Here is an 11,186-nt window from a genome sequence, read left to right on the forward strand (position 1 = left end):
ATCCTTGACCAGGCCGATGATGATGTCGTCGCTGACCAGCCCGCCGGCGTCCATCACCTGCTTGGCGGCCAGCCCCAGCGGGGTGCCGGCCTTGACGGCGGCACGCAGCATGTCGCCGGTGGAGATCTGCGGAATGCCGTACTTCTGGCAGATGAACGTGGCCTGCGTGCCTTTGCCTGCGCCCGGAGCGCCCAGCAGGATCAGTCTCATGGGTTTCCTTCGTTGCTCGTCACGTGGTCATGGGCCGGCGACCGTGCGGTGCCCCGTCTCCTCGGGAGGGCGCTGGCCGCGCGCGCCCAAAAGAATAGCATGCACAGCCCGACACAGGCTTACAGCGCCACCGTACCCCGGGGAGGATGTCAGGCGCCCAGCAGCGCGCGCACGCGCTCCAGGTCTTCGGGTGTGTCGACTCCGGGGCCGGGGGGCTGGTCGGTGACGTGCACCGCGATGCGCTGGCCATGCCAGAGCACGCGCAGCTGCTCCAGGGCCTCGCAGCGCTCCAGCGGCGCCGGCTCCAGGGCCGGGAAACGCCGCAGGAAAGCGGCGCGGTAAGCATACAGCCCGATGTGGCGCAGCGGCGCCGCCCCGGACGGCCGCGCGGCCAGATCCTGCCCGGCGTCGTGCCGCGGGGCATCGCGCCACCACGGGATCGGCGCGCGGCTGAACAGCAGCGCGGTGCCGCGGGCATCCAGCACCACCTTGACGACGTTCGGGTTGAACAGCTCGGCGGCCTCGGTGATCGGGTGCGCGGCGGTGGCGGCGGCACAGTCGGTGCGCCGGTGCAGCAGCGCCGCCACCGCGCGCACGAGCTCGGGGTCGATCAGCGGCTCGTCGCCCTGCACGTTGACGACGATGGCCTGATCCGGCAGGCCGAGCCGCTCGACCGCCTCGGCCAGGCGATCGCTGCCGCTCGGATGGTCGGCGCGCGTCAGCAGGGCCGGCACGCCGGCGCGCGCGCACACGGCGGCGATCTCGGCGTCGTCGGTGGCCACCGTGCAGCTGGCCGCGCCGCTGGCGCGCGCGCGCTCGGCCACGCGCACCACCATCGGCAGCCCGCCGAGATCCAGCAGCGGCTTGTCCGGCAGGCGCGTGGAGGCCCGCCGCGCCGGGATCAGCACGTGAAAGGGCGGTGCGTCGGTCATCGCGCCTCCGGCGCGGTGGCGGGCCGCGGTGGCGCCAGCCGGTCCAGCTCCTCGTCGTCGAGCGGGCGCGCCTCGTTTTCCAGCAGCACCGGGATGCCGTCGCGCACCGGATAGGCCAGCCGCGCCCCGCGTGAGACCAGCTCGCCGGTTTCGCGCGCCAGCACCAGCGGGCCCTTGGTCACCGGGCAGACCAGCAGCTCCAGCAGCTTCGCGTCCATGGCGCGCATCATAGCGCGGTGCCGCGCTCGGGCGCCCGCGCGTCCAGCCAGGCATCCAGCGCCGCCGTGAAGGCGGGCGGCAGCGCCAGCGTCAGCGGCACCGCCCACACGCGCACGCCCTCCGGCAGCGGTGTGCCGCGCAGCTTGACCGCGTCCTTTTCGGTGCAGAGCCAGTCACGCGGGCCGCCAGCCCGGGCGGCGGCCTGCAGGACCTGCCGCAGCTCGGCGGCCGGGGCGTGGTCGCGCAGCGGGCGTGCGGCCGCCAGCGGCACGCCGGCGGCGCGCAGCGCATCGAAGAACGCCTGCGGCCGCGCGATGCCGGCCAGCGCCCCCGGCGCCGGATACCGCCCGCTGGCCCACTCGGTCAGGGGCCGGCGCTCGCGGCCGTCGTCGGCCCAGTCGGCCAGCTGGCGCCGGGCGCTGAACTCGGGATACGGGTGGGCCGCCGGCGGCCGGCCCGGCGGCTCGGTGCGCAGCACCCACACCGTCGGCGCCGGCGTACGCCGCAGCGGCCAAGGCTCGCGCAGCGGCCCGGCCGGCAGCAGCCAGCCGTTGCCGACGTCGCGCGCGTCGAACAGCACCAGCGCCAGGTCCGCTGCGAGCGCCCAGTGCTGCAGGCCATCGTCGCTGACGACGATGTCCACCCGCGGATGGCGCTGCAGCAGGGCGCGCACGGCGCAGGGGCGATTCGGCGCCACCGCCACGGGCGCGCCGGTGGCCTGGGCCACCAGCACCGGCTCGTCGCCGCAGCGCGCCGGATCCGGGTCGTCGGCCACCAGGTGTGGCGCCGCCGCGTCGCCGCCATGGCCGCGCGCCACCACGCCCGGCGTGCGGCCGCGCGCGCGCAGGTGGTGCACCAGCGCGATGGTGGTCGGGGTCTTGCCCGCGCCGCCGGCGACGACGTTGCCGACCACCACCACCGGCACCGGTGCCCGCCATGGCCGCCACAGCCCTGCCGCCCACAGCATGCGGCGCAGCCCCAGCGCCGCGCCCATCAGCGCGTGCGCCGGCCACAGCGTGCGCGCGGCCGCGCCGCGCCGCGCCCACACACGCTGCCAGTCGAGGTCCGGCATCACGGCGTGCCGCCGCTGCGCTGCGTGGCGAAGGTGATCTGCACCAGGCCGGCCTGGCGCGCCGCGTCCAGCACGTCGATGACCGACTGGTGCGTGGCGGCGGCGTCGGCCTGGATCACGAGCAGCGCATCGGGGCGGCCCTGCGCGGCCGCGCGCAGGGCCTGCGCCAGTGCCGCCACCCCGCGCTGCTCCAGCACCTGCGTCTCCACGGCCACCCGTCCGTCGGCCGCCACCGCGACGACGATCTCCGCCGGCCGCCGCGGCGGTGCCTCGGCCTCGGCGTGCGGCAGCGCCACCTGCAGCGCCGTGGCCTGGCTGAACGTCGTCGTCAGCATCAGGAAGATCAGGATCACCAGCAGCACGTCGATGAACGGGATCAGGTTGATCTCCGGTTCGTCGCGCTGGCCGTGGCGGAAGTCCATCGTCGCCTTCTTTCGCCGGGCCGTCAGCCGCGCAGCCGCAGCAGATGGTGCGCGAAGCGCTCCGCCGCCACTTCCATCTCCAGCAGCAGCGCATCGGCGCGGGCGCGGTAAACGCGCCAGAAGATCAGCGCCGGCACCGCGATGATGAGGCCGAACGCGGTGTTGTAGAGCGCCACCGAAATGCCGTGCGCCAGCTGCGCCGGGTTGCCGCCGCCGGGCAGCAGTCCGCCCGGGCCGGCCTGGGAGCCGAAGATCTCGATCATGCCGATGACCGTACCCAGCAGCCCCAGCAGGGGCGCGGCCGAGGCCACCGTGGCCAGTGCGCCAAGGTAGCGCTGCAGCCGCGCCGCGGCCAGCCGCCCGGCCGATTCCAGCGCCGCGCGCAGCTCGGCCTCGGTGGCGCGCGGGTTGGCCTGCAGCGTGGCCAGGCCCGCCGCCAGCACCGCACCCAGCAGCGAATGCTCGGCCAGCTGCTGCAGCACCGCCGGGGCGGGCACGCCGTGGCGCGACGCCTCGATGGCCTCGTCCACCAGCCCGTCCGGGGCGACGCGACCGCGCCGCAGGCTCCAGGCGCGCTCCAGGATCAGTGCCAGTCCGACCACGGAGCAGGCGATCAGGGTCCAGATCGGCCAGCCGGCGGCCTGTATGATCGACAGCAACCCAACCTCCACGGTGATGTCTCGTGGCGCGCATTATGGCCCAGCGGCCCGGTGCCACACGCGGCGTCGCCATCCCGCCAAGTGCCGTCGTTCATGACGCCGTCGCCGTCGTCCGCCGCCGTCAGCCCCGCCGAGCCCGCCGCATGGCGCGTGGGGGCGCTGGTGGCCGCCGTGGCCGATGCGTTGCGGGCACGCTTCAACCCGGTGCGCGTCGTCGGCGAGGTGGCCGGCTGCAGCCGCGCCGCCAGCGGCCACGTCTACTTCGCGCTCAAGGACGAGGACGGTCAGCTGCGCTGCGCGATGTTCCGCCGCGCCGTCGAGGCCGCTGGCGGCGCCCTGCTGCGCGACGGCGCGCGCGTGGAGCTGGAGGGGCGGTTGGACGTGTACGCGCCGCGCGGCGACCTGCAGCTGATCGTGGAGCGCGTGCGGCCGGCCGGGCAGGGCACCCTGTACGAGCAGTTCCTGCGCCTGAAGGAGGCGCTGGCGGCCGAAGGGCTGTTCGACGCCGCGCGCAAGCGGCCGCTGCCGCCCTTTCCGGCCAGCCTGGGCGTGGTCACCTCACCCGATGCGGCGGCGCTGCGCGACGTGGCCACGACGCTGAGGCGCCGCGTGCCACACCTGCCGGTGCGCCTGTATCCGTCGGCGGTGCAGGGCAGCGACGCGCCGGCCCAGCTGTGCGCGGCGCTGCGCCGGGCCTACCGCGACTTCGAGACGACCGGGGCGCCGCAGGTGCTGCTGCTGGTGCGCGGCGGCGGTTCGCTGGAGGACCTGTGGGCCTTCAACGACGCCACGCTGGTGCGGACCATCGCGCAGGCGCCGATGCCGGTGATCTGCGGGGTCGGACACGAGACCGACTTCACGCTGGCGGATTTCGTCGCCGACCTGCGCGCCCCCACGCCGACGGCCGCCGCCGAGCTGTGCGCGCCGGCGCGCGTCGACCTGCTGGCCGAGCTGGCGCTGTGCCAGCGCCGCCTGCGCGAGGCGGCCTGGCGCCGGCTGGACGAGCGCGCGCAGCGGCTGGACCGGATGGTCCAGCGGCTGGGCCGGCCGTCGCAGCGCGTGGCCCGGCAGCAGCAGGTCCTGCAGGCGCTGCAGCATCGCCTGCGCCATGCGCTGGCGCTGGCGCTGCAGCATCAGCGCCAGCGCACCGAGGCGTGCGCCCAGCGCGCCGGGCCGCTGCTGCTGGCGGCGCTGCGGCAGCGGCGGCTGGCGCTGCTGGGCCTGGCCGGACGGCTGCCGCGCGCCGTGGCGCTGGCGCTGCAGCGCGAGCAGGCGCGCCTGCAGCGGGCGCAGGCCCAGGTGGCGCTGCTGGATCCGCAGCGCGTGCTGGAGCGCGGCTACGCGCTCGTCACCGATGCCGCCGGCCACGTGGTGACCGAGGCCGCGGCGCTGCGCCCCGGGCAGGCGCTGCACGTGCGCGTGGCGCGCGGCGCGTTCGAGGCCGCGGTCACGCGTCCGGGGTCGCCCGGCGCCGGGCGACGCTGAGCCGCGTCAACCCCGCCGCCGCAAGGGAGGCGGGGCTTGCCTACAATGCGGCGCGTCGTCCTTGACATCATCCGTCACGACCCCCTGAACGAGGAACCCACCATGGAACACGTCCTGCCTCCGCTGCCCTTCGCGATCGACGCCCTGGAGCCGTACTACTCCAGGGAGACGCTCGAGTACCACCACGGCAAGCACCACCAGGCTTACGTGACCAACCTCAACAATCTGCAAAAGGGCACCGAGTACGAGTCGATGGCGCTGGAGGACATCGTCCGCAAGGCGCCCAACCCCGGCCCGATCTACAACAACGCCGCGCAGGTCTGGAATCACACCTTCTTCTGGAACTGCATGAAGCCGGGCGGCGGCGGTGAACCGACCGGCGCGCTGGCCGAGGCCATCAAGGCCAAGTGGGGCAGCTACGCCGCCTTCCGCGAGGCCTTCGTCAAGAGCGCGGTCGGCAACTTCGGCTCCGGCTGGACCTGGCTGGTCAAGAAGCCCGACGGCAGCGTCGACATCGTCAATACCGGCGCCGCCGGCACGCCGCTGACCACCGCCGACAAGGCGCTGCTGACGGTGGACGTGTGGGAGCACGCCTACTACATCGACTACCGCAACCTGCGCCAGAAGTTCGTCGAGACCTTCCTCGACAAGCTGGTCAACTGGGAATTCGCGCAGGCCAACTACGTCGCCTGACGGCGCGACACCCCGGCCCCGCGCGCACGCGGGGCGGGTCTCCGGGAGGTGGGCGCCTTGGCCGCCCGCCCCTTCGTCGGCGCCCGGGCGGCCGCCGGGCGTCAGCGCCCGCCGAACGGGCCGCCCGCCAGCCGGAAGCCCGGCCCGATGCCGCGCCGCGCGAACCAGCCGCGCGTCATCTCCAGCACGTAGCGCACCGGCTCGGCCGAGCAGTGACCGGTCTCGTCCAGCGGCCGCATGTCGGCCAGGTTGACGATGCGGCCGTCCTCGGCGATGAAGGCCGCCGTCAGCGGCACGAAAGTGTTGCGCATCCAGAAGCACTGCACCGCCGGCGCCTCGAACACGAACAGCATCCCCTCGTTGGGCGCCAGCTCGCGGCGCCACATCAGGCCCAGCGCGCGCTGCGCGTGGGTGGCGGCCACCTGGGCGTCGATCAGGTGCAGACCGGCGCGCAGCGTCACGCGCGGCAGGTCGAGCTGCGGCCGTCCCGGCGGCTCGGCGGCGGGCTGGGCGCGGCCGGCGCCGGCCAGCGCCAGCAGGGCCGCCAGCGCGGCCAGCCTGCGCCGGCGCGCCGCGCGCGCGGGGGAGGGATCGGTGCGATGCGCCATGGCTCGTGTCAGGTTCGTAACGGTTTTGTCGCTAGAATTTTGCCCGTCGGCCGCCTCCGCCACGAGCGCGGGGCCGTGCCGCTCACCACCCACGGAGACGTCCCCCATGTACCAGCACATCCGCGTGCCCGCCGACGGCGCCAAGATCACCGTCAACCCCGACATGTCGCTCAACGTGCCGGACAACCCGATCATCCCCTACATCGAGGGGGATGGCACGGGCGTGGACATCACGCCGGTGATGATCCGGGTGGTCGATGCCGCGGTGGCCAAGGCCTACGGCGGCAAGCGCAAGATTCACTGGATGGAAGTGTACGCGGGCGAGAAGTCCACCCGCGTCTACGGCCCCGACGTCTGGCTGCCGGACGAGACGCTGCACGCGCTCAAGGAGTACGTGGTCTCGATCAAGGGCCCGCTGACGACGCCGGTCGGCGGCGGCATCCGCTCGCTCAACGTCGCGCTGCGCCAGGAGCTCGACCTCTACGTCTGCCTGCGCCCGGTGCGCTACTTCAAGGGCGTGCCCAGCCCGCTGAAGGAGCCGGAGAAGACCGACATGGTCATCTTCCGCGAGAACTCCGAGGACATCTACGCCGGCATCGAATACCCGGCGCAGAGCGAAAAGGCCAGGAAACTCATCAAGTTCCTGCAGGAGGAGCTGGGCGTCACCAAGATCCGCTTCCCCGAGACCTCCGGCATCGGCATCAAGCCGGTGTCGCAGGAGGGCACCGAGCGGCTGGTGCGCAAGGCCATCCAGTACGCGATCGACAACGACAGGCCCAGCGTCACCCTCGTGCACAAGGGCAACATCATGAAGTACACCGAGGGGGCGTTCCGCGACTGGGGCTACGCGCTGGCCAAGCGCGAGTTCGGCGCGGTGGAGATCGACGGCGGGCCGTGGTGCAAGTTCACCAATCCGAAGACGGGCCGTGACATCGTCATCAAGGACTCGATCGCCGACGCCTTCCTGCAGCAGATCCTGCTGCGTCCGGCCGAGTACTCGGTCATCGCCACGCTCAACCTCAACGGCGACTACATCTCGGATGCGCTGGCGGCGCAGGTCGGCGGCATCGGCATCGCCCCGGGGGCCAACCTGTCCGACAGCGTGGCCTGCTTCGAGGCCACGCACGGCACGGCGCCGAAGTACGCCGGCAAGGATTACGTCAACCCGGGCTCGGAGATCCTGTCGGCGGAGATGATGCTGCGCCACATGGGCTGGCGCGAGGCCGCCGACCTCATCATCAGCAGCATGGAAAAGGCCATCCAGAGCAAGCACGTGACCTACGACTTCGCGCGCCTGATGGAGGGCGCCACGCAGGTGTCGTGCTCGGGCTTCGGCCAGGTGATGATCGACCACATGTGAGCGCCGTGCGGCGGGGCGCCGGCAGCGCCGGCCCCCGCGACGCCGCGTTGGTGCGGGCCGCCTCGCCAGCCGGGGCGGCCCGCGCCTTTTGCGCCGCCGCCACGGCCGACCCCGTCTGCTGAAGGGCGCGGCGATTTGTTGCAGAATGCGCGCATGGCCACGACTCCGAAGCAACCCGATCTCACCCCGCAGCTGCCGGGTGGCGATGCGGCGGTGGTGGTGGAACGGCGCCGCCAGCGCGTGCCGCCGCCGCGGCTGTACCAGGTGGTGCTGCTCAACGACGACTTCACCCCGATGGAGTTCGTCGTGCGCGTGCTGCAGGAGTTCTTCCACAAGGACCGCGAGACCGCCACGCAGATCATGCTGCGCGTGCACGTGCACGGGCGCGGGGTCTGCGGGGTCTACACCCGCGACGTGGCCACCACCAAGGTCGAGCAGGTGACGCAGGCGGCGCGCGCCGCCGGCCATCCGCTGCAGTGCATCGCGGAGCCGGTTGAATCATGAGCGCGCGGCCCCATGTTGTAAGCTCGAATCGCGGCGGCATCGCCCCGGCAGGCAGCGGCCGCGCCAGCATCGTCAGTGAAGGAAGTGCCCCATGATCGCCCAGGAACTTGAAGTCAGCCTCCACATGGCCTTCGTCGAGGCGCGGCAGCAGCGGCACGAGTTCATCACCGTCGAACACCTGCTGCTGGCGCTGCTGGACAACCCCAGCGCCGCCGAGGTGCTGCGCGCCTGCAACGCCAACATCGAGGAGCTGCGCAAGCAGCTGACCACCTTCATCAAGGACAACACGCCCACCGTGGCCGGCACCGACGAGGTCGACACGCAGCCGACGCTGGGCTTCCAGCGCGTCATCCAGCGCGCCATCATGCACGTGCAGTCCACCGGCAACGGCAAGAAGGAGGTCACCGGCGCCAACGTGCTGGTGGCCATCTTCGGCGAGAAGGACTCGCACGCGGTCTATTACCTGCACCAGCAGGGCATCACCCGGCTGGACGTGGTCAACTACATCGCGCACGGCATCCGCAAGGGCGACCAGCCCGAGCCGGCCAAGGCCAGCGACGGCGCGGCCGAGCAGGAGGAGGGCGGTGCGGGCGAGGCGCGCGGCAACGAGAAGGCCTCGGTGCTGGAACAGTTCACGCAGAACCTCAACCAGGCCGCGCGCGAGGGCCGCATCGACCCGCTGATCGGCCGCGAGGCCGAGGTCGAGCGCGTCATCCAGGTGCTGTGCCGCCGGCGCAAGAACAACCCGCTGCTGGTCGGCGAGGCCGGCGTCGGCAAGACCGCCATCGCCGAAGGGCTGGCCTGGCGCATCGTGCAGAAGGAGGTGCCCGAGGTGCTGGCGGAGGCCACCGTCTACGCGCTGGACATGGGCGCGCTGCTGGCCGGCACCAAGTACCGCGGCGACTTCGAGCAGCGCCTGAAGGGCGTGCTCAAGGCCCTGAAGGACAAGCCCAACGCGATCCTCTTCATCGATGAGATCCACACGCTGATCGGGGCGGGGGCGGCCTCGGGTGGCACGCTGGATGCGTCCAACCTGCTCAAGCCCGCGCTGTCCAGCGGCCAGCTCAAGTGCATTGGCGCCACCACGTTCACCGAGTACCGCGGCATCTTCGAGAAGGACGCGGCGCTGTCGCGGCGCTTCCAGAAGATCGACGTCGTCGAGCCCACCGTGGAGCAGACGGTGGAGATCCTCAAGGGCCTGAAGTCGCGCTTCGAGGCGCACCACGGCGTCAAGTACGCCACCGCCGCGCTGCAGGCCGCCGCCGAGCTGTCGGCCAAGTACATCAACGACCGCCACCTGCCCGACAAGGCCATCGACGTCATCGACGAGGCCGGCGCGGCGCAGCGCGTGGCGCCGCCGTCCAAGCGCAAGAAGACCATCGGCAAGGCCGAGATCGAGGAGATCGTGGCCAAGATCGCGCGCATTCCGCCGGCCAGCGTCTCCAGCGACGACCGCAGCAAGCTGCAGAACCTGGAGCGCGACCTCAAGGCCGTCGTGTTCGGTCAGGACAAGGCGCTGGAGGTGCTGGCCTCGGCGGTCAAGATGGCGCGCTCGGGCCTGGGCAAGCCGGACAAGCCGATCGGCGCGTTCCTCTTCAGCGGCCCCACCGGCGTGGGCAAGACCGAGGCGGCGCGCCAGCTCGCCTACATCCTCGGCATCGAGCTGGTGCGCTTCGACATGTCGGAGTACATGGAGCGCCACGCGGTCAGCCGCCTGATCGGCGCGCCGCCGGGCTACGTCGGCTTCGACCAGGGCGGTCTGCTGACGGAAGCCATCACCAAGAAGCCGCACTGCGTGCTGCTGCTCGACGAGATCGAGAAGGCGCACCCGGACATCTTCAACGTGCTGCTGCAGGTGATGGACCACGGCACGCTGACCGACAACAACGGGCGCAAGGCCGACTTCCGCAACGTCATCATCATCATGACGACCAACGCCGGCGCCGAGACGATGCAGAAGTCCACCATCGGCTTCACGACGCAGCGCCAGGCCGGCGACGAGATGGCCGACATCAAGCGCCTGTTCACGCCGGAGTTCCGCAACCGGCTCGATGCCATCGTCAGCTTCAAGCCGCTGGATGAGCAGGTCATCCTGCGCGTGGTCGACAAGTTCCTGCTGCAGCTGGAGCAGCAGCTGGCCGAGAAGAAGGTCGAGGTCACCTTCACCGACGCGCTGCGCCGTTACCTGGCCAAGAAGGGCTTCGATCCGCTGATGGGGGCGCGGCCGATGCAGCGCCTGATCCAGGACACGATCCGGCGCGCGCTCGCCGACGAGCTGCTGTTCGGCCGGCTGGTCGACGGCGGGCGCCTGACGGTGGACGTCGATACGCCGGAGGGCGGCGGCGAGCCGCAGGTCAAGCTCGACATCCAGCCGCTGCCGAAGAAGGACCGCAGGGCCGAACCGGCCGAGCCGGAGGAGGCTACCGCCGACTGAAGCGCGCCGCCGGCTGCGCCCCGGTGGCGCAAGGGTGCGGAGCCGGTGGCGAGTCAGGACGCGGCGGCGCGCGCGCCCTCACGCCGCAGCAGGGCGCGCTTGCGCTCCAGGCCCCAGCGGTAGCCCGTGAGGGCGCCATCCGCGCCGACCACGCGGTGGCACGGCACCAGCACGGCGATCGGGTTGGCCGCGCAGGCGGCCGCCACCGCGCGCGCGGCGCGCGGCTGCCCGAGCCGGGTCGCCAGCGCGCCGTACGTCGCGGTGGCACCGGGCGGGATCGCGCGCAGCTCTGCCCACACGCGCTGCTGAAACGGCGTGCCGCGTGGCGCCAGCGGAGGGGTGGGCGCGGCGTCCGGCGCACCGTCCAGCGCCGCCCGCACCGCCTCGATCCACGCGGCCGGCACGGCGCCCGGTCGAGGCGGCCCGGGATGGTGGCGCGCCCAAGCGGCGCGCATTGCCACGGCGTCGTCGCCGAGCGCCAGCCAGCGCACGCCGTCCGGCCCGGCGGCCAGCAGCGCCAGCCCGAGCGCGCACGGCAGCAGCAGCGGTTCCCAGGCGGGCTGCGGGGTGTCCATGACGGGCACTGTA

General features: G+C 72.7%; 13 protein-coding genes. 5 read left to right on the forward strand and 8 right to left on the reverse strand.

Annotated features, from left to right (window positions below):
* From Tsedi_RS09000 to Tsedi_RS09025, 6 genes are all read right to left on the reverse strand, one after another.
* Positions 1 to 210, reverse strand: a 210-nt coding sequence (locus tag Tsedi_RS09000) for a nucleoside monophosphate kinase (protein ID WP_143895812.1), incomplete at its 3' end; no start/stop codon positions are given.
* 149 nt (positions 211 to 359) lie between these two features.
* Positions 360 to 1,142, reverse strand: coding sequence for a 3-deoxy-manno-octulosonate cytidylyltransferase (kdsB, locus tag Tsedi_RS09005; protein WP_143895814.1), 783 nt, complete (start codon positions 1,140 to 1,142; stop codon positions 360 to 362).
* The gene (locus Tsedi_RS09010; RefSeq protein WP_143895816.1) at positions 1,139 to 1,360 is read right to left on the reverse strand and encodes a Trm112 family protein; all 222 of its coding nucleotides are present in this window, start codon (positions 1,358 to 1,360) and stop codon (positions 1,139 to 1,141) included. Before Tsedi_RS09010 ends, kdsB begins: the two co-directional genes overlap by 4 nt.
* 8 nt (positions 1,361 to 1,368) lie before the next feature.
* Positions 1,369 to 2,433, reverse strand: a complete 1,065-nt coding sequence (gene lpxK / locus Tsedi_RS09015; RefSeq protein ID WP_143895967.1) for a tetraacyldisaccharide 4'-kinase — start codon at positions 2,431 to 2,433, stop codon at positions 1,369 to 1,371.
* The gene (locus Tsedi_RS09020) at positions 2,433 to 2,855 is read right to left on the reverse strand and encodes an ExbD/TolR family protein (protein ID WP_143895818.1); all 423 of its coding nucleotides are present in this window, start codon (positions 2,853 to 2,855) and stop codon (positions 2,433 to 2,435) included. Before Tsedi_RS09020 ends, lpxK begins: the two co-directional genes overlap by 1 nt.
* 23 nt (positions 2,856 to 2,878) lie before the next feature.
* Positions 2,879 to 3,514 (reverse strand): MotA/TolQ/ExbB proton channel family protein, encoded by a 636-nt coding sequence (locus Tsedi_RS09025; RefSeq protein WP_143895820.1) that lies wholly within the window; start codon positions 3,512 to 3,514, stop codon positions 2,879 to 2,881.
* Between the two features lie 93 nt (positions 3,515 to 3,607).
* On the opposite strand from Tsedi_RS09025, the gene xseA reads away from it, so the two are divergent.
* Both xseA and Tsedi_RS09035 read left to right on the forward strand, forming a co-directional pair.
* Positions 3,608 to 4,999: an exodeoxyribonuclease VII large subunit gene (gene xseA, locus Tsedi_RS09030; RefSeq protein ID WP_143895822.1), complete on the forward strand. Its 1,392-nt coding sequence runs from the start codon at positions 3,608 to 3,610 to the stop codon at positions 4,997 to 4,999.
* 102 nt (positions 5,000 to 5,101) lie between these two features.
* On the forward strand, positions 5,102 to 5,692 hold the full coding sequence (locus Tsedi_RS09035) for a superoxide dismutase (RefSeq protein WP_143895824.1): 591 nt from the start codon (positions 5,102 to 5,104) through the stop codon (positions 5,690 to 5,692).
* Positions 5,693 to 5,793: 101 nt separating this feature from the next.
* Here the strand turns inward: Tsedi_RS09035 and Tsedi_RS09040 are convergent, their stop codons facing one another.
* On the reverse strand, positions 5,794 to 6,300 hold the full coding sequence (locus Tsedi_RS09040) for a DUF192 domain-containing protein (RefSeq protein WP_143895826.1): 507 nt from the start codon (positions 6,298 to 6,300) through the stop codon (positions 5,794 to 5,796).
* A 106-nt stretch (positions 6,301 to 6,406) separates the two neighbouring features.
* Between Tsedi_RS09040 and icd the strand changes: the two genes are divergently transcribed.
* The 3 genes from icd to clpA all read left to right on the forward strand — a co-directional run bounded on the left by icd (position 6,407) and on the right by clpA (position 10,598).
* Entirely contained in the window at positions 6,407 to 7,660 is a 1,254-nt protein-coding gene (gene icd, locus Tsedi_RS09045) for an NADP-dependent isocitrate dehydrogenase (RefSeq protein ID WP_143895828.1), read from the forward strand.
* Between the two features lie 153 nt (positions 7,661 to 7,813).
* A complete protein-coding gene (gene clpS, locus Tsedi_RS09050; RefSeq protein ID WP_143895830.1) occupies positions 7,814 to 8,164 on the forward strand; it encodes an ATP-dependent Clp protease adapter ClpS in 351 nt (116 codons plus the stop codon).
* A gap of 91 nt (positions 8,165 to 8,255) precedes the next feature.
* On the forward strand, positions 8,256 to 10,598 hold the full coding sequence (gene clpA / locus Tsedi_RS09055; protein ID WP_143895832.1) for an ATP-dependent Clp protease ATP-binding subunit ClpA: 2,343 nt from the start codon (positions 8,256 to 8,258) through the stop codon (positions 10,596 to 10,598).
* A gap of 53 nt (positions 10,599 to 10,651) precedes the next feature.
* Here clpA and Tsedi_RS12450 read toward each other — a convergent pair whose 3' ends face one another.
* Positions 10,652 to 11,173 (reverse strand): methylated-DNA--[protein]-cysteine S-methyltransferase, encoded by a 522-nt coding sequence (locus tag Tsedi_RS12450; protein WP_143895834.1) that lies wholly within the window; start codon positions 11,171 to 11,173, stop codon positions 10,652 to 10,654.
* Between the last annotated feature and the right edge of the window lie 13 nt (positions 11,174 to 11,186).

The organism is Tepidimonas sediminis, from assembly GCF_007556605.1.
In the GTDB taxonomy this organism is placed as follows: domain Bacteria; phylum Pseudomonadota; class Gammaproteobacteria; order Burkholderiales; family Burkholderiaceae_C; genus Tepidimonas; species Tepidimonas sediminis.